This window comes from Bradyrhizobium australafricanum (genome assembly GCF_020329495.1).
GTDB lineage: Bacteria > Pseudomonadota > Alphaproteobacteria > Rhizobiales > Xanthobacteraceae > Bradyrhizobium > Bradyrhizobium australafricanum.
Map to the genome: position 1 here is coordinate 1 of NZ_JAGKJL010000054.1, position 21948 is coordinate 21948.

Here is a 21948-nt window from a genome sequence, read left to right on the forward strand (position 1 = left end):
GTTGTTCACAAACCGCCAGAACGCCATATTGGCAGCCCAATCGCCCCGGGCCATCTGGCGCAAGCAGACGCTGCGCGTGCAAAGCATAGCCCGGAGAAGCGTCGCCCCCTTTTGTCGAGACGAACGTCCCCGAACTCACCCAAAGACAAATCCGGCTGCATCGCTGGCGCTCCTTCGAATCAAAGCGCCAGTGAGAGAATCATACAACATGCTGCAGAGACGCCACTTCTTGCTGCACCGAGTCAATCTGTCGCGCCCCAAAACCGTGTAGACACGCTAGTGCGAAAGCAGGGACGACAGTGAGTGTGCGGCACGGTTTGTGAGTCATACGCCCGCATTCTTGCGACATGGTTTGTCCGAGTTGACAGGTTTGTGCCGAGTTGCCCGTCGGGCAGCCACACGGCGCGGCACATTCGGCGCCCGCCGCCCGCTTGTCCGGTCGTCCATGCAATGGCAGAATTGCACCATAACGTGCAAAATCGGACACGGGCCATGCCACTCATCCGGATCTGGGTCTATGACGGCATCCTCGCTTCGGGTGTGGCGGGGATTGTCGACGTGTTCACCGCCGCCAATTCGGTGACGGCGCAGCGGCCGCGACGTCGCAGCGGCATGCCTTCACAGCTGCGGTGGCGCGTCGAGTCTTTGAATGGCCGGCAGGTCCAGACAGCGTCAGGCCAGGTCATCGGCGTCGATGGACCGATCGGCGCGCGGTCTTCGGCAGACGCGGTGGTGATCCCGGGACCGTTCGTCGGCGATATCGAACGTTTCTTCGAGCGCCTCGATACCGTCGAGCCGCTGCTCGCGGCTCTGCGCCGGCAGCATGAGCGCGGTACCCTGCTCGCGTCCTATTGCACCGGCAGCTTCATCCTCGCCGAGGCCGGCCTGCTCGACGGCAGGGTTGCGACCACCCATTGGGCGAAGGGACGGACATTCGCGATGCGCTATCCGGCGGTCGATCTGCGCGTTGCCGAGATCCTCACCGAGCAGAACCGGATTGTCTGCTCGGGCGCGGTGACCACCTCGCTCAATCTCGCGCTTCGGCTGGTCGAGAAGTTCGCCGGTGCCGATGTCGCCGCCGAGACCGGCAAGCTGATGCTGATCGACAGCAATCGCATCTCGCAGGCACCCTATGTCAGCCGCACGTCCGACACGCAGCACTCCGACGCGCTGGTGGCGCGGGCGCAGAGCATGATGGAGAAGTCGCTGCAACAGGGCTTCAGCCTTGCCAGGCTGGCCCGCGACCTTTCGGTCAGCGAGCGCACCTTGAACCGCCGCTTCAAGCTGGCGGTCGGCGAGGCGCCCTTGCAATATCTGCAAGCGCTGCGGGTCGACGTGGCCAAGCGCCTGATCGAAACCACGCGGCTGAAGCTCGACGCGGTCAGCGCGCGCGTCGGCTACAACGATCTGTCGACCTTCCGTCGTCTGTTCAAGCGCGAAACCGGGCTCTCGCCCCGCGAATACCAGCGCCGGTTCGTGCGCAGGGTCGCCGCGAGCTGAGAACGCCGTGTCCGAATTTGCCCTAAGATTGGCGATACTGCCACTGCTGCCGGGAGTACGCCGCGCATAGACCTCGTCCTGTCAACAACAGGAGGTCGCCTCAATGCCGATGATCGACGTGACAATTCCCGAAGGAGCCCTGAAGCCGGAAGCGGAAGCGCGGCTCATCAAGGAGCTCGGCGATATCCTGATCGGCCACGAGGGGTTCGATCCGGCGAACAAGGTTGCGCAAGGCGTCACCGTTGTCTTCCTGCATCGGCCGGCCGCCGTTTATGTGGCGGGCCGGCCGTCGCCATCGCCACGATTTCGCATCGTCCCGACGGTCCCCGAGGGGCAGTACACCGAAGCCTCGCGCGCGGCCTTGGTGAAGGACGTGACCGATGCGGTGGTACGCGCCGCCGGCGGTTCGTTCGAGGACGTGGCGCCGCAGGTCTGGGTGTTTCCGACAGAGATCCCCGACGGCCAGTGGGGCAGCCGCGGCGTCATTCGTCCGCTGCCGGACATCCAGGCCTTCATCGCCGGCGAGCACGAGCGCAAGGTCGGCGAGGCGCGTCTGGCGCGACGCCGGCGCGTCAAGGCGCTGGAGCTGCTCGCGGGCGCGCTCGACGCTGTCCGCAAGGGTGTCGACTGACGCGGGCACAACCATGACATCCGACACGCATTTCAGGCTCGCGGCGATCCAGGCCGCGGCGGTGCCATTCGATCGCGACGCCTCGCTGGAGAAGGCCTGCCGCCTGATCGGCGAGGCCGGCGCCATGGGCGCGACGATCGCCGCCTTCGGCGAGACCTGGCTGCCCGGCTATCCCTTCTTCTGTCACGCGCCGACCGGGCCGAGCACGTTTCGCGCGATGGCCGAATATCTCGACAACGCGGTCGAGATTCCCTCGCCCGCGACCGATCGGCTCTGCGCCGCCGCCGAGGCCGCCGGCATCGATGTCGTGATCGGCGTCGCCGAACGTGATGCCGTGACCAAGGGAACGGTCTACTGCACGCTGCTGTTCATCGGCCGCGAGGGACGGCTGCTCGGCCGCCATCGCAAGCTGAAGCCCACCTTCAACGAGCGCTCTGTGTGGGCCGATGGCGACGCGGCGGGGATGCGCGTGCATGAGCGGCCCTATGGCCGGATCAGCGGCCTCAATTGCTGGGAGCACAACACCATGCTGCCCGGCTATGCGCTGGCCGCGCAGGGAACGCAGATCCACGTCGCGGCGTGGCCGGGGCGGGAGCCTGCGGTGGCGCCACCGTCGCCGACGCCGCTCTGGCCGCGGCAGTTGTTGCTGTCGCGAGCGTTCGCCTCGCAAGCCGGCTGCTACGTCATCGCGGTCGGCGGCATGCGCTCGCACGAAATCACGCCGGAACGCTACCGTGAACTCTCGACGATCGAGTACAGCGGTGACAGCGTCATCATCGATCCGCGCGGCGAGGTCATCGCCGGTCCGGCGCAGGGCGAGACCATCCTGATCGCGGACGGCTCGCGGGAGGCCGTGCTCGCCGCCAAGGCGCTGTGCGATATCGGCGGCCATTATTCGCGCCCCGACCTGCTGCGGCTGATCGTCGATCGCAATCCGCAGGAGCGGGTCATCGACTGCGGCTTCGCCGGGCGTGTCACGCCGGAGATGTGGGAGTGACCGAACGGCGCGGGCAACCCGCGCCGTCAGAGCCTGTCGCGAGAAAGGTCGCTCCGTGTCACGAAGCTTCCTGCGGAATTGCGGATGGTGATTCCTCGCCCTTGAGCTCCTCGAGACTGCGGTGCCGCGGCTCGATGCCGAGCGCCCATACGGTGATGATCTGCACGATGAGCAGTCCGATCATCAGGGCCATCACGCCGGCGACGCCGCGCGCTTCGAACAGCATCACGACCAGGAATGGTGTCACGATGGTGGCACCTCGACCGAGTGTGTTGACGATGCCGGATGCCCGCAGCCGCACCTCGGTCGGGAACAGTTCGGGAATATAGATGCCGAACAACAGCGCGACCAAGACATAGATCGGCACGGTCAGCGCGAAGCCGACGGCCGGCAGCAGGAACGGATCCGAGATCATCGGATAGATGACGCCGAGGATGATCGAGATCAGCGATGCGCCGATGATCGTGGGCTTGCGGCCCCAGCGGTCGGCGGTCAGGGCGCCGATCGCCGAGCCGATCGGCGCGCCAAGCGCCATCAGCAGCGAGTAGCCGAACGAGGTCGCGACGGACAGGCCCTGCTTGATGAAGAACACCGGCAGCCAGGTCACGAAACCGTAGAGCAGCGTATTGATGGTAATCAGGCATACCGCGCCGACGATCATGCGGGACAGCAGCGGCGCAGCGAACAGCGTGGCGAGATCGGGCGACACCGGTGCCGGCGTTGCAGCCGCGGGCGCCGGCAAGGGCTGACCCCGGGAAGCTTCCTTCTCGATCGCCTGCATCAGCGCCTCGGCCTCGGCGGTGCGTCCCACCGCCTCCAGCCAGCGCGGCGACTCCGGCAGCGACTTGCGCAGGTACCAGACGATCAAGGCGCCGACGCCGCCCAGCACAAACATCGCGCGCCAGCCGAATTGCGGGACGACGACTGATGCGACCAGCAGTGCGATGGGCAGGCCGGTCACGACGCAGACGGCGGTGAAGCCGAGCCACTTGCCGCGGCTCCGGGCCGGCACGAACTCGGTCATCGTGGAGTAGCCGACAACATTTTCGGCGCCGAGACCGACGCCCATCACGAAACGGCAGGCAATCAGAAAGGCCATGTTTGGCGCAAACGCCGCCGCCAGGGACGCGATGCCGAACAGCAGCAGATTGAACTGGTAGGTGAAACGCCGTCCGTAACGGTCGCCGAGGAAGCCGGTGCCGAAAGATCCGAGCATCATGCCGACGAAGGTTGCGGAGATGAACGCGGCGTTTTGGGCGAGCGTCGAGAACCCGGTTTTCAGCGTCACGCCGAGCACGGTGCCGGCGATATAGATGTCGAAACCGTCGAAGAACATTCCGATCCCGATCAGGATCATGATCCGGCGGTGGAATGGTCCGATCGGTAGCCGATCGAGGCGGCTCCCGGCATTGACCGATGTCGACATATGCGCTCTCCCCTTGACTGTTTCCTCGGTGATGCGGCCCGCCATCTGTGGGCGGTTTGCCGCTTTGCTCGACTGCGGCTAGTTCAACCGGCGCTGGCTGGCCGTGTCGCGGTACCAATCGAACGGCTGTTCGTGGGTCGCGACCATCACGCTCTTGGTGTTGAAATGGTCGTCGAAGCTCTCGGTGCCGCATTCCCGGCCGATGCCGGAATCGTCAACGCCGCCCCAGGGCGAGGCCGGATCGAGCCGGTGGTGATCGTTGATCCAGACGATCCCGGCCTTGACCGCGGCGGCCACGCGATGCGCGCGCGCGACGTCGCGGGTGCGAATGGCGGCGGCGAGGCCAAAGGGCGAATCGTTGGCGAGCCGGAGCGCGTCGGCCTCGTCCTTGAAGGGGGTCACCGAGGTGAAGGGGCCGAACACCTCCTCCTGGAAGATCCGCATGTCGGATTTGACGTCGGCGAACACGGTCGGTTCGACGAAAAAGCCGTTGTCGTGGCCCGCGACCTTTGCGGCCACGCCGCCGGTGAGCAGCCGCGCGCCGTCTTCATGACCGTAGCGCGCATAGCTGAGAACGCGGTCGCGCTGGCGCGCCGAGATCACCGGCCCAAGCTGCGTGTTCGGATCGAACGGATCGCCAATGCGGATGGTGCGGGTCTTGGCCTGCAGCTTTTCGACGAACTCGTCGTAGATCGAGGCCTGCACGATATGGCGCGACGCGCAAACGCAGGTTTGGCCGGCGCCGATGAAAGCGCCGAACGCGGCGTAGTTGACGGCGCGGTCGACGTCGAAATCGTCGAATATCATCACCGGCGTCTTGCCGCCGAGCTCCATGGTCTGGTGCGCGAACACCTTCGCCGCGGCGCTGCCCGCGATGCGGCCGGCTTCGGTCCCGCCGGTCAGCACAAGCTTGTTGATGTCGCCATGCTCGGCGAGCATCTTGCCGGCGCTCTGGCCGAGGCCAAGCACGATGTTGAAGACGCCGGGAGGCAGTCCGGCCTCGCTGAAGATCTGGGCGAGCTTCAGTGTCGTCAGCGGCGTGTATTCCGATGGCTTGACCACGGTGACGCACCCGGTCGCCAGCACGACGGCAAGCGACTTGCACAGGATCATGAGCGGGTGATTGAAGGGCGTGCAGTTGGCGACGATTCCGATCGGCGTGCGCAGGGTGTAGTTCAGATACGCGCCTTCGACCGGGATGACGGAATCACGGCGCGACAACGCGAGTCCGGCGAAGTAGCGGAAGAAATCCGGCAGGCGCGACAGTTGCGCGCGGGTTTCGTTGACGGGACGGCCGTTGTTCAACGTCTCCAGCCGGTACAGCGTGTCGAGATTGGCCTCGAACGCGTCGGCGAGCCTGTTGACGAGCCGGGCGCGCGCCCTCGTGTCCATCCCGCCCCACGCCTTGCCTTCGAACGCGGCGCGCGCGCTCTTCATCGCGCGGTCGATATCCGCGGTGGTCGAATTCGGAATCCGGGCGATGACGTCGCCGGTCGCGGGATTGCGGACGTCGAGCATCTCGCCGTCTCCGGCCTCGACCTCGCGTCCGTCGATGAAGTTGCCGTGGATCTCGACGTCGATCGTCGCGGGCTTCGACGGAATGTTCATGATGACCTCTCTTCGACGATGACGGCGTTGCGCTTGAGTGCCGGCAGCACGCGCTTCTCGGTCGCCGCGATGTGAGCCTTGATGATGCGGGCCGCGGTGCGTGCCTCGCGTTGCTGCATGGCGTCGATCAATGCGACATGCTCGGCCACGAGCTTCGCCGGGTCGTGGCCCTTCAGATTGGAGACGCTGACGCGCACCAGCCGATCGGCCTGGCCGATCAGGTCGCAGAGCGTGGTCGCCATGCGGCGGTTGCCCGACGCGTGCGCCAGCGCCGAGTGGAAGCCGCGATTGTAGGTGATGAAGTCCTCATGGCTGCCGGAGAAGCGGCGGAATTCATCGAGTGATTTCAGGATGCTGTCGGGCGCGCTCTCGATTGCTTCGGCGACGCAGGCCGGTTCGAGCGCAAGGCGGAAGCGCAGCAGATCGCGCGCGTCGGACAGCGAGATCGGATTGACCCGGTAGCCCTGGCGGGGCTGCACCGTCACGAGGTGCTCGCGCTCGAGCCGCAGGAGGGCGTCCCGGACCGGCTGGCGGCTGACGGCGTAACGCTCCGCCAGATCCTGCTCTCGTATTTCATCACCGGGAGCAAGCTGACACAATAAAATATCAGATCGCAGATTTTCGTAGATATTCTCGCGGAGAAGGATCATCTTTATTGAGTCTCCTGCCCGTAAAATGCAGTTTGTGAAATATCACGTCAAGCTGAAATCCTTGAAATCCGGATGATTTGATCTATCAATCGTCCGCAGGGGCGCTTCGGAGCCCAAATGCGCGAATTTCGGGCGCGATTTGAAAGAGAGCGACGATGGAAAGGCTTTTGGCCAACCGCACAGTCAACGCAGCCCAGTCGGGCGAAGGGCCGCCGCTGGTCCTGTTTCACTCGCTGCTGTCGGATCGCGCGAGCTTCGATGCGATCGTGCCGGAGCTTGCCCGCTCGTTTCGGACCATCGTGCCGGAACTACCGGGATTCGGTCGGTCGAGCGCGGTCGAGGGTGGCCTTGCCGCGATTGCCGACCGGATGGCGGACGCGGTGCATGATGCGGCTGATGGCACGCCGGCCATCGTGCTCGGCAATGGTTATGGCGGGTTCGTCGCGCTGCAGATGGCGATCCGCCACCCGGCGATCGCGAGCCGGCTGATCCTCGCCGACAGCGGTGCGGCATTCTCCGAGCCGGGCCGCGAGGCGTTTCGCAACATGGCCAGGGTTTCACGCGAGAAAGGGCTCGCCGCGATCACCGACATTGCAATGCGCCGGCTGTTTGCACCGGATTTCCAGGCACAGCATCCCGCGCTGATGCAGGATCGCCGCGACGCATTCCTGCGCACCGATCTCAACGTGTTCTGCGCGGCCTGTGACGCGCTGGCGAGCCTCGATCTTCGTGCCGAACTACGCAGCGTGACGGTACCGACACTCGTTGTGGTCGGCGAATATGACGAGGCGACGCCGCCGCCGATGTCATACGAATTGGCAGGCGGCCTGCCGAGAGCGAAGCTCAGGGTCATTCCGGGATGTGCGCATGTCCCGCAACTGCAATCGCCAAAACTGTTCCTCGATACGATCGGCGATTTCCTGGCGATCAAGCATAACGCGCCCGCCTGAGGCACGCGCAAACGGCTGGATCGCGCCGCGGGTCACGCGGCGGCGTGCCGACAATTTGGGCAGAACGCCCAGCTAATGCCGTTTGACGCGACAGCATCTCTGCCTAGTCTGACCGGAGACGGAGATGAAACATGCGAGCGATCCTTGATCACTGCACCGGCGGTCGCAGGCGCAGCCTGCCGGCGGGCACGGATTTCATCGAGGAGGGAGGCAAGACCGGTCATCTGTTCGTGCTGCTCGAGGGCAAGGTGGAAGTCGTCAAGGGCGACAGCCTGGTCGCCGTCATCGACGAGCCCGGCGCGGTGTTCGGCGAGATGAGTGTGCTGCTCGACCGGGCGCACAGCGCCAAGGTGCGCACGGCCACTGATTGCGTCCTGTACGAGTTCGACGATGCGGCGTCGTTCCTGCGCGAGCAGCCGGCGGTGGCGCTGCTGATCGCGCAGCTGCTGGCGCAACGGCTTCATGTCGCCACGACCTATCTTGCCGACCTGATGCACCAATATGCCGATCACGGCACCCACCTGGCGATGGTCGGCGAGGTGCTGCAGAGCATGATCAACCTGCCGCCGATGCAGGTCGCGCCAGGCTCGGATCGGCAATCCGATCCAAGGATATGAGCCAGTCCGGCGCCTCGCGCACGGGAGCCGCCGGCCGCGACAGCGGCGCCTTGAGATCGATCATCTGCGCATCGCCGGCGGCCAGCCAGAACGCCTTGTCCTGCGCGAGATCGAGCACGATGTAGACCGGAGGCCGGCCGGGCTGCAGGCCGGTGTTGAACACCCAGCTCGCTCCGATCCGGTCGAACCACGAGCCCATCTGGATGAACGGCGACTGATGCACATGGCCCGAGATCACCAGCGCCGGATGGTGGCGCTCGATCCAGCCGAGCAGCTCGGCGTCGCCGAAAAAGCGCTTGCCGCCCCAGCTGGTCGGCGAATCCGCCGGCGGGGCGTGATGGACCCAGACCCAGCGGCGGTGCGGCATCGCGGCCGCCGCGCGAAGCTGATCGTCGATCCGCGCCTTGACCAGCGGGCCGTCCCACCACGGGCACACCGTGAACAGCGTGTCGCCGATGGCCAGATTGTCGCCGTCGCAGGCGACGCCGAACTCCCTGATGCCCGCGACCCAGCGCGCGATCTTCTCGCCCTCCGGGTTGCGCTCGTCGAGGTCGTGATTGCCTGAACAGAAGATCACCCGCGTGAGATCGGCGAGCCGCGACAGGTATTTCGTGACGACGACGATCTGGGCGCGGAAATCGACCGCCGAGCCGAGGTTGAGCGCATCGCCGGCGAAGATCACGAGATCGAATTGCGGTGCCGCCGCCAGCAGCCAGTCGAACTGCGGCAACGAGTAATGCAGATCGGCGACGACAAGACAGCGCATCGGTGAAATCCGAATGCCCGGAAAACGGGCGGGGCCGCACGGCAATGAATTCAAACAAGCCGAATCGCAGCAAGATCTATGCCGCGCCGCGCGGATCCGACGCGACAGATGTTCGCAGTGTCCTGGAATCGGCCGGCAAGAGCGCGAAGGGCGGATCGCGGCTCACGCCCTTGCTGTGGCGTGGGCGAAGGTCACCTCGATCAGCGTGCCGGTGCGGCCGCCGGTCCGGATCTGGAATTTGGCGCGATTGGCTTCGACCAGCGCCTTGGTCAGCGACAGGCTGACGCCGCCGGAGCCGGCCTGATCTGAAGGCGTCGGGGCGCGGAACGGCTCCAGCGCGGCGGCGACCTCGTTGTCGTTGAGACTCTGCCCGGTGTCGCGCACGCGCAACATCACCTCGCCGAAATCCGACAGCGCGGTCGAGACGATCACCTGGCCGCCGGCATTGGCGAGATGGATCGAGTTGCCGATCAGGTTCAGCGTGATCTGGCGCAACGCGCGGGCGTCAGCGACCACAGGCGGCAGCGTGTGGGCGAGCGAGGTGCGGATGATGATGCGCTCGCGGTTGGCTTGCGGCTGCATCACAGCGACGCAGCTCTCCACCATCTCGTTGAGGTTCTGGCTGGCGAAGGCGAGGTCGAGCTTGCCGGTCTCGATCCGCGACAGGTCGAGCAGATCGTTGACGATCGCGATCACCCGCTCGCCGGAGGCGCGGATGTCCTTCATGTATTCGACATAGCGCTCGTTGCCGAGCGCGCCGAAGCGCTCGCCGATCATCACCTCGGCAAATCCGATGATGGCGTTGAGCGGCGTGCGCAGCTCGTGGCTGATCCGCGCCAGCATGTCGGACTTGGCGTTGGCAGCGCGTTCGGCGAGCCGCCGCGCCTCGCGCAATTCGCCCTCGCTCTTCTTCGTTTGCGACAGATCACGGAACACCGCGAAGAAGTTCGGTCCATCGGCGCGGGTGCGGCCCATCGTCACCGACAGCGGGATGATGCCGCCCTGGCGGACGCGGCCGAGCGTCTCGCGGCCATGGTCGAGCAGGCTGGCGACGCCGGCCGATTTCAGGCTGGCAAGATAGTCGAAGATGCCGTGCTGGCTTTCCGGCGCGAACAGATCGGCGAGCTTGCGGGTGACGAACTCGTCGCCGTCATAGCCGAACAGCGCCTCGGCGCTGCGGTTGCAGGAATGGATGTTGCCGTCGGCATCGAACATGATGATGCCTTCGGCGGCGGTGTCGAGGATCGCGCCGAGCTCTTCGGCGTCGGCCTGGCCGGCTTGCGGCTCAGCCGGCGCAAGCAGCGGCTCGGCGGCCGCCGCAGGCTCCGGCTCGGACAGCGCGGCGGCGATCGAGGCATCCTCGTCCAGCGTGCGCGAGAAGATCAGCGCCAGCGCGGAATCGTCGTCCCAGGTGATGGTGTGCAGCCGCGCCTCGGCGGACACCGACTGCGCGCCGTCCTCGGTGCTCTGGTTCGCGGAGATCGTCACCGGCGTGCCGGTGCCCGACGTGCTGCTCGCCTGCGAGACGCCGGGCTCGACATAGAGCGCGTCGAGACCGCCGGCGGCTTCCAGCGCGTGCAGGCTGTCATGGCCCATGCGCGAGAGGAAGGCGTGGTTGGCATAGAGCAGGCGGTCGAGCCGGTAGATCAGGATGCCGACCGGCAACAGATCGAGCAGCGCGCGGTCGCGGCGGGAATCTGCGCGCGGCGCCGGCTCCGCCGCAGCCAGCCAGCTGGCCTTTGGTGTTTCCGCCGCCGTCTCCAGCTGCGCGACCGCCTCTTGCAGCGCCGTCTCTGCTTGCTGCGGCGGTTCGCTTGCGGGCGGCGCTTCGCCGACCGGCTCGGCCGGCACGCTGTCGTCCGTCGTCGCGGCGAGGCCGGCCTCGTTCTCGAGCCGCGCCGACAATTGACGGGCGAGCTCGTTGAAGGCGTTGTTCTCGACCGGCGTCAGCGACGGCGGCCGGGTGTCGCCGGCGGGACGGAACGGCACCACATTCGGTGGCGGGTCGTGACGCACTTCGTGCGTTTCCTCGTGCGTTTCCACGGCGTGATCCGGATCGGCTCGGTGTGAAGTCTCTGCGGCTGTCGGCTCGGTCAATTCCTCGGGTGGTGCTGCTGCGGTCGTGTCGGGCGGCGGCTCCGCGTGCGGCGGAGGATTGTCCTGTGGCGCGGCGGGCCCGGGCGGCGCAACGGTGCGCGGCACCGGTGCGACATCGGCCGACAGCGATTGTGGCGCGACCGTGCCGCTGAAGAACTCATAGCGGCGCAATGCGGCGAGTCGCGCAAGCCCGTCGAGGTCGCGACACACACCAAAGCCGCGATAGCCGGCGAAATTCCTGGCACGATCGAACACTGGCAGGCCGGACAGTTCGACCGGCAGCCGGCCGCCGCCGTCGACCGGCCAGTGCAGCGTGATGCCGCTCCAGGTGTCGTGGCTGGCGAACGCCTGCATGACGCGGCCCTCGGGATCGAGGCCAAAGCTCTCGGCGATGTCGCTCCACAGCCGGCCGAAGCCCGCCGCGGTGTGCAGGCCGATCAGGCGGGTGAATTCATCGGAGCCGAGCGAGAAGCGGGCCTCATGGTCCATCTGCCACATGAAGCGCAGCGGATGCCGCCGCACCGGCAACGGCTCGTCGAGCCAGGATGGTGGTGGCACCGGCGCCAACGTCGCGGGCTCCGGCTCGGCGACAGGCTGCGGCGTGTCAGCGATCGCATAAGGCGAGGGGACGGGATCGGCCGGCAGCGCCGATGTTTCCCGTGTGTTGGCCGTCTCTGCGGGATCAGGCGCGGACTCCGGCGCGGGCTCTTCGGCGTGCGTCTCCGTGGGCACTTCGATCAGCGCTTCCGACAGCGGCTCCTCGACGGCAGCAGTTTCGCCGGAACTGGTGTCGAGAGGTGCAGGCTCGACGGGCGTCGGCTCTGAATGCGTGAGTTCTGCCGACGCAAGTGGCGGGGCAAGATGCGCAGGCTCCTCGATCTGCGCGCCGTCCGGCACTTCGATCAGTGCTTCCGACAGAGGTTCCTCGGCGGCAGGTGTTTCGTCTTGCGTGGTGTCGAGAGCTGCGGTCTCGACGGGCGCCTCCACGTGCGCCGCCTCTGCTGCCGCGGCAGATGGAGCAGCATTCTCAGGTTCGGATTTGGCCGCGCTGACGAGCGGCTCGATCGTGACGCGCTCTTCCGACTGCGGATCCAGCGCGTCGAACAGTGTGAAGGCGATCGGTGCTGCGCAGGCCGTCGTGGGCGCTTCGTCATGCGCAACGGCTTGTTCGACAGCGGCAGGTGCGGGCGGCGACTCCGCGGCCATGGCCTCTTGCTGCGCTGGCGCTGCGGGGGCCGGGGCTTCGGGCGCCGGCGTCTCCGGCTCAACCGGCTCGGGCACGATCGGCGCCGCCGGCTTTGCGGCGAGGTGCGGCGCCGGCTTGATCAACGCGACCAGCGCGCGATCGGCGCCGCGGCCGATCCGCTGCAGCACGACGCGGCCGATCGCAACGCTCGCCGCCGCGCGGCCCTGCGCCAGCGCCTCATCGAGACCGGCTTCGGTGAGGTCGTGCAGGCCGGGCAGCGCACGCGCCGCCTCGTTGGTTGCGACCAAAAGTCCGTCGCTGGTGAAGGCGGCGGCCGGACGCGGCAAGCCGTGCAGCAGCCGCTGCAGGCGTTCCGCGAGCGGCATGCCGCGGCCGGTTGCGTTGAGCGCGGTCATCAGGATGCCGTGGCTGCCGTCCGGCAGGTCGATCCGGGCGCAGCCGCAGGTCGCGAGCATGCCGGGCGCCGCGCCGAAGCCGCGCAGCCGCTCCAGCCGGACTGCGCCATTGGTGTTCAGGCTGTGGCCGAGCCGCGCGACCTGGCGGCGGTGCGGATCGGCCGGGCCGAAGCCGCGCTTCGCCAGTTCGGCGCCGTTGGCGGCACCGAATACCTGCGCGCCGACCGGGTTGGCCCAGAGAATCCGCGCGCCGTCGGCCCCCCACAGCCATGCCGGCAGGGAGCCCGCCGCATGATCCGCCAGCCTGACATCGCCGAGCGCCTGGATCTGGAATTCCGCGTCACTCATCACGCAAGATTTGACCGCATGGGTTTGGCTTTCTTCCTTAAGCTCAGCCGAAGGCCCGGCAGCCGCAGGACGACAGCCTTAACAGAAGGTTAGTATCGCAACTGGGGGGCAGCAGGTCCATGTCCGCAGCGAAACTGCCCAGCCTTAAGCCGGGATAACGTTAACTTGGCTGAACGATCCACAGCCGTTTGGCGTTGTCGGGCAAAGCTAGGTTGCTGCGAGCCGCACGATGCGGAACCAGGCGGCGCCGCGTCACACCTGCGATTGCAGTGCCACGATATATTCTGCCGTCTATCTTGCCCTAGGCCCGCAGGGCCAAGCGGCGGGCCGATCAGCAAGCGAGGGAGAGCGACCATGAGCGACAACGGGCGTGACCATTTCGAGATCCCCAAGTTCGAGATTCCCAAGGATATGCGGTCGATGGCGGAGGCGAGTTTTGAGCAGGCGCGCAAGGCGTTCGAGCAATTCGTGACCAACGCCAAGGACACCGCCGGCAAGATCGAGGAGCGCAACGCCACGGTGCGCGCCGGCGCCAAGGATCTTTCGGCCAAGGCGCTGACCTATGCCGAAAAGAACGTGCAGTCGTCGCTGGACTACGCCGAGGCGCTGCTCAAGGCCAAGGACCTCAGCGACGTGATGCGGCTGCACAGCGAATATGTGCAGGGCCAGATGCGCTCGCTCGCCGAGCAGGCCAGCGAGATGGGCCAGGCCGTCAGCCGGGCCGCGATGGACGCGGTCAAGCCGAAGAACTGACGAGGCGCATTGGCCGCGGCCGACCCCGGCGCGTTCAGCCTCGGTCGGCCGCGGTAATCTTTTGTTCCGTCAGATAAAAAATGTGGCGTCGCACGCGATCTTACGTTGCGTTGCACAAAATTGACATGATATGGGTGTTTATTAGGCGCGCCCGACGAAGGGCACTCCCGTGAATCAAGGCAGCGTGATCCATTTCAGCGCTCCCGGCCTGATGGGCTCCGGGACGTCCGCAATGGTCACATCTACTCACCCGTTGCGAAGGATTACACGTATGACCAACCCGTCCGATCCGTTTTCCGCCTCGATCATTCCGTTTGAAGTTCCCGAGCAGATGCGCGCGTTCGCCGAGAAGGGCGTTCTGCAGGCCCGTGACAGCTACGCCAAGTTCAAGGACGCTGCCGAGACCCACAACTCGACGGTCGAGGCCGTGTTCACCTCGGTGAGCAAGGGCGCCAGCGAGTATTCGGCCAAGCTGATCGAGTTCTTCAAGGCCAACACCACCTCCTCGCTCGACTTCGCCCAGGAGCTGTTCAGCGTGAAGTCGCCGACCGAAGCGGTCGAGCTGTGGACGTCGCACGCCCGCAAGCAGTTCGAGACCTACACCGCGCAGGCCAAGGAACTGGCCGAGCTCGGCCAGAAGGTCGCCAGCGAGACCGCCGAGCCGATCAAGGCCAGCGCCTCGAAGCTCTACAAGCCGGCCGCCTGATCGCTGCCGTTTGGGAGACCAGCGAAAGGCCCGGGCCGAAGCGGTCCGGGCCTTTTTGCTGGCCAAGGGCCCGTCAAGCGGCCCGACATAACAGCGGAAATCGGCGCGTTACGGCCTTGCCAAAGCGCGGCGTTGCACCTAGTTTCCGCCCGAAATCGCCGCCCCGCTCGAGCGGGCCGCGCGTCAGGATGCAGTTGTAGCTCAGTTGGTTAGAGCGCCTGTCTGTGGAACAGGAGGTCGGTGGTTCGAGCCCACCCAACTGTACCATCCGCAAGATCACTCAGAGCTACATCGCAAGATCAGACCATCGCAAGGTCGCTCGCCCTTATCGCCCGGCGTGTCATCGCGTCCGCTTGCACTTCTCTGTCCCGTCACCCAAACTGGCTGACACGACGCCTTAACGACGCCTAGTGACACCTTTGGGGGGATGCATGGGGATCGCCGGTTCAAGGAGTTTTTCGTTTGCGTTGATATCAAGCATCGTTCTTGCGGCGCTGTTGCTGCCGGGCCGAAGCGAGGCCTACACGCCGGACCAGCAGCAGGCCTGTACGCCCGATGCGTTCCGGCTTTGCAGCCCCGAGATTCCCGACGTCGATCGCATCACGGCCTGCATGATCAGGAACAAGGCGCAGCTGTCGCCGGCCTGCCGCGTGTTCTTCCGCGCAGATCCGGAGCCGCGTAGGGCGAGCGAACGCGTCGAGCGGCGGCCGGTCGCTACGAAGCGGAAGGTCTCCAAATCGCACAAGGCGAAGAAGCCGGCCCACTGAACAGGCTCTCATCGCGCGCATGCCAGCGTCGCCAGCCGGACGCGTTGTTACCACGCGAACCGGTATGCGCCTCGCGCGATAACGGGCGTTGGATCGCCAGGCCGCGATTTCAAGGCTGCGATGCGCGACAGACTGACGCCTTGTGACGCTGTCACGCAGCATCATCTGTGGGACTTGTGTGGTTTGCCAAATCCGTTCCGCCTGTGGAACGGATGGAGTGGGACGCGTGAGCGAATACTACAAGCAAGAGATCGATCGGCACTTCGCCTGGTTTGAAGCCAAGCTCCCGGAAAAGCCGGCGCGCTTCGTCGCGTGGCTGCGCAAGCCGTCGTCGCGCTATGTGCGGATTCCGCTCGCGATCCTCCTGATCATCGGCGGCATCTTCAGCTTCCTGCCGGTGCTCGGACTCTGGATGCTGCCGCTCGGACTCCTTTTGTTCGCGCAGGACGTTCCGTTCCTGCAGAAACCGACCGCGCAATTGCTCGGCTGGATCGAGCGCAAGTGGATCGAGCGCGAGCGCGCGAAAGCTGCCGGAAAACGCTAGGCACTGAGTCAAATCAAACGCTTAGCGCTTCCATTTGGGGTTGCGTCATAAGTTCGGTGTGACTCAAAAAGCAAAAGGCACCGGTAATCTTGGCCACTTTGCGGATTGCAAGAAATTTTTTCTTTCGCGAATCAGCGTGCTGATTCATTTTCGCCTCCTGGGGTCAATCTGGAGGCCAACGTATGAACGTGATTGTTTTCGCTTCGCGTAAGGGGGGCTCGGGAAAAAGTACCCTGGCTGCTCACCTCGCCGCGCAAGTGCACAAGGCAACGAAGCCCTGTCTGTTGATCGATGCGGATCCGCAGGGCTCGCTGACTCTCTGGCACAAGCTGCGCGGCACCAACGAGCCGGCGATCAAGACGGCAGTGAACTCGGTCAGCGGGATCATTGCCCAGGCCAAGCGTGACGGCATCGAGTGGGTGTTCATCGACACGCCGCCGAACCTCTCGGCCGTGGTCGACGACTCCATCAAGAACGCCACGATGGTGATCATTCCGGCGCGGCCCGGCGTGTTCGACGTCAACGCCGTGCAGGAAACCATCCAGACCTGCCGCTCGATGCGCAAGCCCTATGCCGTCGTGATCAACGGCGCGCCCGCGCAGCGTGACGGCGCCGAAAGCCGCATCGTCGCGATCGCGCGCGAGGCGCTGGCGAAATTCCGCGCACCGGTGTGGAGCGGCCAGATCACCAACCGCGCCGATCTGCTGATGGCGCTCGGCCAGGGCGAAGGCGCCCGCGAATATTATGCGGAAGGCCGCGCCGCCGCCGAGATCAATCGGCTGTGGGCCGCGATCGAACGCTCGATCAAGGCGATCCGCGGCACGGCGTCGGCGTCCGGTACGATGCATAAGCAGGCGGCGTAACAACGCCGCTTACGTTCGAAATGGAAAGAACGCGCGGCACTCGCGCGTTTTTTGTCGATTGATGGAACGTCATTCCGGGCGATGCGCAGCATCGAACCCGGAATCTCGAGATTCCCCGATGCGCGATTGCGCATCTGAGGTTCTCGCTTCGCGAGCCCCGGAATGACCAATTCGGCGGCAGCCCTCAAGCCACCATCAGCAGATAGAACACGATCACCGGCGCCAGGGTCAGGATCACCGACCAGATGCCGACAGCCCATAAAATATCCTCGGTCGTAAAGCCCGGCTCGGCACCCGGCCTCACGGCAACAAAATTCCTGGAATTCACGACGCCCCCGCGCTGGTCTTGGCAATGCGGAAGGCTGTACGCGAGCGGTTTTAAGATCCCGGTTGGAATTTCGGGGGCATTTGCGCGCGGGTGCTACTTCGGATTAACCACGGCCCCGCCGGTCGGCCGTTTTGGCCGGGGCCGAAAGCCTCAGCGCATTGCGCCGTCCCGATCGCGGATCGCGCCGAGATGCTCGTTGATCCGGAATACGATCAGGATGAACTCGGCAGCGATGCGCGAGAACACGATGCCGACGAAGACGCTGGCGATCGACGCGAGCAACTGGATGAATCCGACGAACGGGCTGATCGCCATCGCGGTGAGGCTCCACAGGATGCCGGAGATCCCGAACAGCACGATGACCGCGATCACCAGCCAGTAGAACGTCTTGATGATCGTGGGCGTGATGAAGCGGTCCCACTGAAACAGATCCTGGAAATCGAACATCATGGTTCTCCCGGCCAGCCGAATATGATTCGCGTCGCATGCATCCTACTGCGTCACCGCCGGCGTGATCACTTCATCCCGGGAGCCTGCGCCGCAGGCGCCCGTCGGGACGAGGCTTTCGCCGGCCAATGGTTCGGCACGGCGCCAGGCGCCTCCGCGACCAGAGGGATCGATACCGCAGAACCCCAAACCATCTCGCCTGGAGCGAGCCCCGGACCGGGCGCCGGCAGTCCAGGGGCGAGCTATGCGAGTGGGCCGGTTGTGATTGCCGCAAATAACGGCCACAATCGGGCTTCCCTCCGGCATATCCTCACCCAATGACCACGCTGACCTTCGAAGACTTCAAGCCCGGCCGCTTCGGCACGTTCGGCCCGCGCCATGTTTCACGCGAGGAAATCCTCGCCTTTGCCGCCGAATTCGACCCGCAGCCGATGCATCTCGACGAGGAGGCGGCGAAGAAATCCATGCTCCGCGGCCTGTCGGGCTCAGGCTGGCATCTCGGCTCGCTGATGATGCGGATGCTGTTCGACGGCTTCATCGGCCGCACCGCCTCGCTCGGCTCGCCCGGGGTCAACGAGATGCGCTGGGTGGCGCCGCTGCGTCCGGGCGACGATTTGACGCTGGATGTCGACGTCGTCGAGGCGCGCGTCTCGAAGAGCCGGCCCGAGACCGGCATCGTCACCTTCAAGGGCACCATCCGCAACGCGCGCGGCGAGATGCTGTGCGAGATGGAGTCGCCGATCATCGTCAGCCGCCGCGACGGCGCGAGCGCATAGGAGAGGTCATGCGCTTTTTTGAAGATATCGAGATCGGCGCGCGGCGCGAGTTCGGCTGCTTCACCTTCACGCCCGAGGACATCAAGCGGTTCGCCGCGCAGTTCGATCCGCAGCGCTTCCATCTCGACGAGGAGGAGGGGCGCAACTCGCTGTTCGGCGGGCTCGCCGCATCGGGCTGGCATGTCGCCAGCGTCTGCATGAAGCTGCTCGTCGCCGACGGCAAGCGACTCGCCGCGGAAGCCGCCGCGCGCGGCGAACAGATCGCGGTCTGGGGGCCCTCGCCGGGCTTCCGCGAACTGCGCTGGATCCGCCCGGTGCTGGCAGGCGATACCATCAGCTTCACCAACCAGATCGAGACCAAGCGCACGTCCGAAAAGCGGCCCGAATGGGGCATCCTTCAGGCCCGCAACACCGGCGTCAATCAGCGCAATGAGGTGGTGTTCTCGTTCCTTGCGACGGCCTTCGTGCCGCGGCGGAATCCCGGTTCCTGATGTTGCCCGCGCGCCTCTGATGTTGCCCGGACGCCATGGTTAGCGAATGACTTCTGCTGCCGACGCAGTTGTGCGTTGCGTGGAACTCAGTTTTTGCTAACGCATTCTGAACCTTTGTCCCTGCCTTATGGTTTGAGGGCACGGACATCTGGCAAGAATGACTGGGGATACCATGGCAGATCGCAGCGCGCTGAAACTCGTCGGCATTATCTTCGCGACGGTAACGGTTGTGGTGATGCTGGCCACCGGAATGGTCGTGAAGGGCTTTGCCGACGGCAACTATTCCTTCGAGACCACTGCGAGCATCGACCGCTGATCGACCGTCTGTAACTGCCGGCGCTCGAGGGAGCGCAGGTGGCGTGCATGGCGCTTTTCAATGTGATCTGTCGGCAGGCTGCGTCACATTTCTTCCAAGCTTCAGTCTAACGATTCCAGATCAGCACCATCACGACCATCGCGGCTGCCAATATGCCGATGAACCGGATCATGATCGTGCCGATGCCCTGCTGCGGCTGGCGCAGCGGAATCGGATCGGCGGCGTTAGCCGGCCGGACGCTCTGCATGACTTCGTCTCCAAATGGATGCCGGCAAGGCGCAGTCCGGACGCGAATTCCGGATTGGACGCGGGCTCGACATCCCAAGTTCAAATCGGCTTCTGCAAAAATTGACGTCGCGGAGTTTACACCGCGCTGAATAACGAATCGTTCTGCGCTGAATCAGGTCGCAAAGCGAAGCCGCCGCCCCCCGTTCAGGAGGCGGCGGCGATCAGTTTGGGAAACTGAGCTGTATCAGCTGTTGCGCAGGCCGTCGGCGGCGCGCTTCCACTGCGAGACGTTGTCGGCGATCATGCGCGTCGACTTCATCGCGGCCTGGCTGAGCTGGGCATAGCCGGAGATCTCGCGCTGGACGCGCTGGCCCTCGGCATGCAGCAGGTCACGCAGGCTCTCGAGCTCGCCGATCAGCTTCTCGATCTCGGCGAGCGAGGTGCCGGCGACGCGCTGGATCAGCGAGTTGACGTTGCTGACGGTGGCATCGGTGTTGGTGTCGGTCGGCGCGGTCTCCGGGCTCGCCACCGGCCGGCGCAGATAGGCGATATCGTTGCGCACGAAGTCGCGGATGCCGGCTTCGACTTCCGAGACGGCGGCGAGGTTGGTGTCGACCTCGGACGTCGTTTCGACTTCGGTTTCCTCGGTACGGTTGGTGGCGTTCATCGGCTTTCCCCTTGTTCGCAATGGCGAAGCGCGGCTTGTCCCCCGCACGACGAATTGATGAAGTTACGGACCTATCAGTGCCGCCGAATTTGACCGCATCTGGGCCAAGTTGCGGCAATGCCTGATCATTTAGCGCGATAGAGCTAACAGACCGTTCACCATGAGCGCTTGTAGCCGGCGCTGATGCTCTTGTTGGTGGTGCCCTGGGAGGTCTCGCCGACCGAGCCGGAGACGGTAACGCCGTCGAACAGCTTCTGCTCGGCGCCGATCCGGCGCAGCCATCTGTCGTCGGAGGTCGACAGCGTCTGGCCTGCCGTGATGCTGGTGCCGGTGTCGTTAACGGACAGGCTCGCCGACTGATCGGTGTCGTAGCTGCGCGAGGGGTGGCTGATGATGCCGGGCACCGGGACCACGCCCTGCTGGATGAGGTTGTAGCCGTTCTGCAGCGTCAGCGAATATTGCTCCGACAGCGGCACCGACTTGCTCAAGGAGGTGCCGACCTTGCTCTGGTCGGCGGAGGGATCGACCCGCGCCTCGACCGAGGTCTTGTCCCAGATCGAGGCCACCCCGCCGGTCGAGATCGCGGCCCAGGCCGAGCCGCCGGACTGCGGCAGGCTGCCGCCATTGGCGAGCCGCTCCGACAATTGCTCCGACGTCGTCATGGTGCCTTGCCTTGCGACCGTCATGTCGGCGCCGATGCGGGTGTCGAGGAATGGCGAGATCGACTGCTTGACCGACACCGCCGACGAGCCGTTGGCGTTGTTGTTGGTCGACCAGGATGGATCCTTGCCGGCGACGCTGGCGGGCCTCGCCGCGCGCTTCGGCGCCAGTGTGGGCAGGCTGGTGGAATCGGTGTCGAGCTGGCTCCAGTCGAGCTTGCTCTCGTCGATGTCCTTCAGAATGTCGGCGTCATTGGCATTGGCCGCCGGCGGCTCCTCGTCGGCCGCAGCCTCGGCGTTATCAGCTGCGGTATCCTGGGCGGCGGGAGCGATCTGCCATGGCGGGGTTTGCGCGGCGGCCGGCAGCGCCATCGCCAGGCTGAAGCCGGCTGCCAGCACCTGCAGCCTTGCCCAGCCAAATCGTAATGTGAAAGTCATTCCCAGCCCGCAAATTCCAGAGCCGCAGCATGCATTGCCGTGGCGCAAAATTGTGGCATCGGCGCTCTGAAAGCAAGTGATCAACGCGTGATCGTCATGTCCGGGACAAACGCGCCGCGCGTTCGCGCGGCGCGTCCCGAGCGCGGCCGTTCGAGGCTGGCAAAACAGGCCGCCGCTGCCGGGGCGCCTGAACGCGAAGACGCGCTTCGCGCTTTAGCGCCCCGGACATGACGAAGGCGTGAAATCGAAAAGCCGTCAGACCGCGATGCGCGGCAGATGGATCGGGTAGCCGACGGTCTGCTCGACGAGGTCGAAACTGTCGACCAGCACGCGGAAGCTCGTCAGCTTGCCGGCCCTGAACTGCGCGAAATGCGCGATCCGGAGCGAGATCGGCTTGTTGGAGTCGAGTGCCGTCAGCGAATAGCGCAGCATCGAGGCTGCGGAATCCACGCCGAGCATGATCTGTTCCCGGTCGAAGCGGTGAACCCTGAGGTTCTCGCCGATCTGCCGGATCACCTCGAGCACCGCGGCCTTGCCGCGGCGCGCGCCGAAAAAGGAAAACAGGTCGATCGGTCCATAGATGGACCATTCGACCTCGTCGTCGAGCAACGGCTCGATATCTGCGAGCTGGCGTTCGTTGATCGCGCGATGCAATGCGCGCGAAAAACGCCAGAGACTATGCTCTGTCATTTTGGCCTTGTCCTGAAACTGGATTTTCAAACGCAAACGGATGGCAGGGGGTCAGCGCCGACGCCTTGCCAGGTTGCTGCACA

The 21948-nt window shown here is 65.3% G+C and carries 25 protein-coding genes and 1 tRNA gene; 14 read left to right on the forward strand and 12 right to left on the reverse strand.

Translation table 11 applies throughout. The features are described from left to right. Positions 1 to 492 precede the first annotated feature (492 nt). The 3 genes from J6525_RS34670 to J6525_RS34680 all read left to right on the forward strand — a co-directional run bounded on the left by J6525_RS34670 (position 493) and on the right by J6525_RS34680 (position 3128). A complete protein-coding gene (locus tag J6525_RS34670) occupies positions 493 to 1500 on the forward strand; it encodes a GlxA family transcriptional regulator (RefSeq protein WP_092085072.1) in 1008 nt (335 codons plus the stop codon). Positions 1501 to 1603: 103 nt separating this feature from the next. Further along, positions 1604 to 2131: a tautomerase family protein gene (locus J6525_RS34675; protein WP_225648029.1), complete on the forward strand. Its 528-nt coding sequence runs from the start codon at positions 1604 to 1606 to the stop codon at positions 2129 to 2131. 13 nt (positions 2132 to 2144) lie between these two features. Further along, a complete protein-coding gene (locus tag J6525_RS34680) occupies positions 2145 to 3128 on the forward strand; it encodes a carbon-nitrogen hydrolase family protein (protein ID WP_092085076.1) in 984 nt (327 codons plus the stop codon). A gap of 58 nt (positions 3129 to 3186) precedes the next feature. Here J6525_RS34680 and J6525_RS34685 read toward each other — a convergent pair whose 3' ends face one another. The 3 genes from J6525_RS34685 to J6525_RS34695 all read right to left on the reverse strand — a co-directional run bounded on the left by J6525_RS34685 (position 3187) and on the right by J6525_RS34695 (position 6812). Continuing rightward, entirely contained in the window at positions 3187 to 4554 is a 1368-nt protein-coding gene (locus J6525_RS34685; protein ID WP_225648030.1) for an MFS transporter, read from the reverse strand. 78 nt (positions 4555 to 4632) lie between these two features. Further along, positions 4633 to 6162, reverse strand: coding sequence for an aldehyde dehydrogenase (locus J6525_RS34690; RefSeq protein WP_225648031.1), 1530 nt, complete (start codon positions 6160 to 6162; stop codon positions 4633 to 4635). Further along, positions 6159 to 6812 carry a GntR family transcriptional regulator gene (locus tag J6525_RS34695; protein ID WP_225648032.1) on the reverse strand — a complete coding sequence of 218 codons (654 nt, stop codon included), beginning with the start codon at positions 6810 to 6812 and terminating at the stop codon, positions 6159 to 6161. Before J6525_RS34695 ends, J6525_RS34690 begins: the two co-directional genes overlap by 4 nt. A gap of 155 nt (positions 6813 to 6967) precedes the next feature. Between J6525_RS34695 and J6525_RS34700 the strand changes: the two genes are divergently transcribed. Together J6525_RS34700 and J6525_RS34705 are read left to right on the forward strand one after the other, a co-directional pair. Beyond that, the gene (locus J6525_RS34700; protein WP_225648033.1) at positions 6968 to 7762 is read left to right on the forward strand and encodes an alpha/beta fold hydrolase; all 795 of its coding nucleotides are present in this window, start codon (positions 6968 to 6970) and stop codon (positions 7760 to 7762) included. Positions 7763 to 7893: 131 nt separating this feature from the next. Beyond that, positions 7894 to 8379, forward strand: a complete 486-nt coding sequence (locus tag J6525_RS34705; RefSeq protein ID WP_092085086.1) for a Crp/Fnr family transcriptional regulator — start codon at positions 7894 to 7896, stop codon at positions 8377 to 8379. Here J6525_RS34705 and J6525_RS34710 read toward each other — a convergent pair. Both J6525_RS34710 and J6525_RS34715 read right to left on the reverse strand, forming a co-directional pair. Further along, entirely contained in the window at positions 8318 to 9145 is an 828-nt protein-coding gene (locus tag J6525_RS34710) for a metallophosphoesterase family protein (RefSeq protein WP_076829651.1), read from the reverse strand. The genes J6525_RS34705 and J6525_RS34710 overlap by 62 nt on opposite strands. Before the next feature lie 162 nt (positions 9146 to 9307). Then, on the reverse strand, positions 9308 to 13192 hold the full coding sequence (locus J6525_RS34715) for a histidine kinase dimerization/phospho-acceptor domain-containing protein (protein WP_225648034.1): 3885 nt from the start codon (positions 13190 to 13192) through the stop codon (positions 9308 to 9310). Between the two features lie 354 nt (positions 13193 to 13546). Here J6525_RS34715 and J6525_RS34720 point away from each other — a divergent pair, with 354 nt between their 5' ends. From J6525_RS34720 to J6525_RS34740, 5 genes are all read left to right on the forward strand, one after another. Then, positions 13547 to 13945: a phasin family protein gene (locus J6525_RS34720; RefSeq protein WP_225648035.1), complete on the forward strand. Its 399-nt coding sequence runs from the start codon at positions 13547 to 13549 to the stop codon at positions 13943 to 13945. A gap of 271 nt (positions 13946 to 14216) precedes the next feature. Next, positions 14217 to 14651 (forward strand): phasin, encoded by a 435-nt coding sequence (locus tag J6525_RS34725; RefSeq protein ID WP_225648036.1) that lies wholly within the window; start codon positions 14217 to 14219, stop codon positions 14649 to 14651. A 190-nt stretch (positions 14652 to 14841) separates the two neighbouring features. Beyond that, positions 14842 to 14918: transfer RNA gene (locus J6525_RS34730), tRNA-His, on the forward strand. Between the two features lie 164 nt (positions 14919 to 15082). Further along, positions 15083 to 15418, forward strand: a complete 336-nt coding sequence (locus tag J6525_RS34735) for a hypothetical protein (protein WP_225648037.1) — start codon at positions 15083 to 15085, stop codon at positions 15416 to 15418. 217 nt (positions 15419 to 15635) lie between these two features. After that, a complete protein-coding gene (locus J6525_RS34740; RefSeq protein ID WP_018273595.1) occupies positions 15636 to 15962 on the forward strand; it encodes a hypothetical protein in 327 nt (108 codons plus the stop codon). A 13-nt stretch (positions 15963 to 15975) separates the two neighbouring features. Here the strand turns inward: J6525_RS34740 and J6525_RS47050 are convergent, their stop codons facing one another. After that, a complete protein-coding gene (locus tag J6525_RS47050; RefSeq protein ID WP_256521274.1) occupies positions 15976 to 16110 on the reverse strand; it encodes a hypothetical protein in 135 nt (44 codons plus the stop codon). 34 nt (positions 16111 to 16144) lie between these two features. Here J6525_RS47050 and J6525_RS34745 point away from each other — a divergent pair, with 34 nt between their 5' ends. Next, positions 16145 to 16825 (forward strand): AAA family ATPase, encoded by a 681-nt coding sequence (locus J6525_RS34745; RefSeq protein WP_028336032.1) that lies wholly within the window; start codon positions 16145 to 16147, stop codon positions 16823 to 16825. Positions 16826 to 17009: 184 nt separating this feature from the next. Here J6525_RS34745 and J6525_RS34750 read toward each other — a convergent pair whose 3' ends face one another. Next, positions 17010 to 17153: a hypothetical protein gene (locus J6525_RS34750; RefSeq protein WP_225648038.1), complete on the reverse strand. Its 144-nt coding sequence runs from the start codon at positions 17151 to 17153 to the stop codon at positions 17010 to 17012. 150 nt (positions 17154 to 17303) lie between these two features. Then, entirely contained in the window at positions 17304 to 17600 is a 297-nt protein-coding gene (locus tag J6525_RS34755) for a DUF4282 domain-containing protein (protein WP_026193358.1), read from the reverse strand. A gap of 317 nt (positions 17601 to 17917) precedes the next feature. On the opposite strand from J6525_RS34755, the gene J6525_RS34760 reads away from it, so the two are divergent. The 3 genes from J6525_RS34760 (at position 17918) to J6525_RS34770 (ending at position 19183) form a co-directional block, all read left to right on the forward strand. Then, a complete protein-coding gene (locus tag J6525_RS34760) occupies positions 17918 to 18376 on the forward strand; it encodes a MaoC family dehydratase (protein WP_057019033.1) in 459 nt (152 codons plus the stop codon). Between the two features lie 8 nt (positions 18377 to 18384). Then, entirely contained in the window at positions 18385 to 18867 is a 483-nt protein-coding gene (locus tag J6525_RS34765; RefSeq protein WP_225648039.1) for a MaoC family dehydratase, read from the forward strand. A 172-nt stretch (positions 18868 to 19039) separates the two neighbouring features. Beyond that, entirely contained in the window at positions 19040 to 19183 is a 144-nt protein-coding gene (locus tag J6525_RS34770) for a hypothetical protein (protein ID WP_016841369.1), read from the forward strand. A gap of 106 nt (positions 19184 to 19289) precedes the next feature. Here the strand turns inward: J6525_RS34770 and J6525_RS34775 are convergent, their stop codons facing one another. From J6525_RS34775 to J6525_RS34790, 4 genes are all read right to left on the reverse strand, one after another. Further along, on the reverse strand, positions 19290 to 19430 hold the full coding sequence (locus J6525_RS34775; protein WP_225648040.1) for a hypothetical protein: 141 nt from the start codon (positions 19428 to 19430) through the stop codon (positions 19290 to 19292). Positions 19431 to 19655: 225 nt separating this feature from the next. Continuing rightward, positions 19656 to 20078, reverse strand: coding sequence for a hypothetical protein (locus tag J6525_RS34780; protein ID WP_050382841.1), 423 nt, complete (start codon positions 20076 to 20078; stop codon positions 19656 to 19658). A gap of 155 nt (positions 20079 to 20233) precedes the next feature. Then, entirely contained in the window at positions 20234 to 21175 is a 942-nt protein-coding gene (locus J6525_RS34785; protein WP_225648041.1) for a hypothetical protein, read from the reverse strand. A 255-nt stretch (positions 21176 to 21430) separates the two neighbouring features. Continuing rightward, the gene (locus J6525_RS34790) at positions 21431 to 21865 is read right to left on the reverse strand and encodes a nuclear transport factor 2 family protein (protein WP_026193357.1); all 435 of its coding nucleotides are present in this window, start codon (positions 21863 to 21865) and stop codon (positions 21431 to 21433) included. Between the last annotated feature and the right edge of the window lie 83 nt (positions 21866 to 21948).

What these genes read in the sequence shown, in the direction of transcription:
- J6525_RS34670 (WP_092085072.1), top strand. Translation starts at nt 493, where the DNA reads ATGCCACTCATCCGGATCTGGGTCTATGACGGCATCCTCGCTTCGGGT.
- J6525_RS34675 (WP_225648029.1), top strand. Translation starts at nt 1,604, where the DNA reads ATGCCGATGATCGACGTGACAATTCCCGAAGGAGCCCTGAAGCCGGAA.
- J6525_RS34680 (WP_092085076.1), top strand. Translation starts at nt 2,145, where the DNA reads ATGACATCCGACACGCATTTCAGGCTCGCGGCGATCCAGGCCGCGGCG.
- J6525_RS34685 (WP_225648030.1), bottom strand. Translation starts at nt 4,554, where the DNA reads ATGTCGACATCGGTCAATGCCGGGAGCCGCCTCGATCGGCTACCGATC.
- J6525_RS34690 (WP_225648031.1), bottom strand. Translation starts at nt 6,162, where the DNA reads ATGAACATTCCGTCGAAGCCCGCGACGATCGACGTCGAGATCCACGGC.
- J6525_RS34695 (WP_225648032.1), bottom strand. Translation starts at nt 6,812, where the DNA reads ATGATCCTTCTCCGCGAGAATATCTACGAAAATCTGCGATCTGATATT.
- J6525_RS34700 (WP_225648033.1), top strand. Translation starts at nt 6,968, where the DNA reads ATGGAAAGGCTTTTGGCCAACCGCACAGTCAACGCAGCCCAGTCGGGC.
- J6525_RS34705 (WP_092085086.1), top strand. Translation starts at nt 7,894, where the DNA reads ATGCGAGCGATCCTTGATCACTGCACCGGCGGTCGCAGGCGCAGCCTG.
- J6525_RS34710 (WP_076829651.1), bottom strand. Translation starts at nt 9,145, where the DNA reads ATGCGCTGTCTTGTCGTCGCCGATCTGCATTACTCGTTGCCGCAGTTC.
- J6525_RS34715 (WP_225648034.1), bottom strand. Translation starts at nt 13,192, where the DNA reads ATGAGTGACGCGGAATTCCAGATCCAGGCGCTCGGCGATGTCAGGCTG.
- J6525_RS34720 (WP_225648035.1), top strand. Translation starts at nt 13,547, where the DNA reads ATGAGCGACAACGGGCGTGACCATTTCGAGATCCCCAAGTTCGAGATT.
- J6525_RS34725 (WP_225648036.1), top strand. Translation starts at nt 14,217, where the DNA reads ATGACCAACCCGTCCGATCCGTTTTCCGCCTCGATCATTCCGTTTGAA.
- J6525_RS34735 (WP_225648037.1), top strand. Translation starts at nt 15,083, where the DNA reads ATGGGGATCGCCGGTTCAAGGAGTTTTTCGTTTGCGTTGATATCAAGC.
- J6525_RS47050 (WP_256521274.1), bottom strand. Translation starts at nt 16,110, where the DNA reads ATGAATCAGCACGCTGATTCGCGAAAGAAAAAATTTCTTGCAATCCGC.
- J6525_RS34745 (WP_028336032.1), top strand. Translation starts at nt 16,145, where the DNA reads ATGAACGTGATTGTTTTCGCTTCGCGTAAGGGGGGCTCGGGAAAAAGT.
- J6525_RS34755 (WP_026193358.1), bottom strand. Translation starts at nt 17,600, where the DNA reads ATGTTCGATTTCCAGGATCTGTTTCAGTGGGACCGCTTCATCACGCCC.
- J6525_RS34760 (WP_057019033.1), top strand. Translation starts at nt 17,918, where the DNA reads ATGACCACGCTGACCTTCGAAGACTTCAAGCCCGGCCGCTTCGGCACG.
- J6525_RS34765 (WP_225648039.1), top strand. Translation starts at nt 18,385, where the DNA reads ATGCGCTTTTTTGAAGATATCGAGATCGGCGCGCGGCGCGAGTTCGGC.
- J6525_RS34770 (WP_016841369.1), top strand. Translation starts at nt 19,040, where the DNA reads ATGGCAGATCGCAGCGCGCTGAAACTCGTCGGCATTATCTTCGCGACG.
- J6525_RS34775 (WP_225648040.1), bottom strand. Translation starts at nt 19,430, where the DNA reads ATGCAGAGCGTCCGGCCGGCTAACGCCGCCGATCCGATTCCGCTGCGC.
- J6525_RS34780 (WP_050382841.1), bottom strand. Translation starts at nt 20,078, where the DNA reads ATGAACGCCACCAACCGTACCGAGGAAACCGAAGTCGAAACGACGTCC.
- J6525_RS34785 (WP_225648041.1), bottom strand. Translation starts at nt 21,175, where the DNA reads ATGACTTTCACATTACGATTTGGCTGGGCAAGGCTGCAGGTGCTGGCA.
- J6525_RS34790 (WP_026193357.1), bottom strand. Translation starts at nt 21,865, where the DNA reads ATGACAGAGCATAGTCTCTGGCGTTTTTCGCGCGCATTGCATCGCGCG.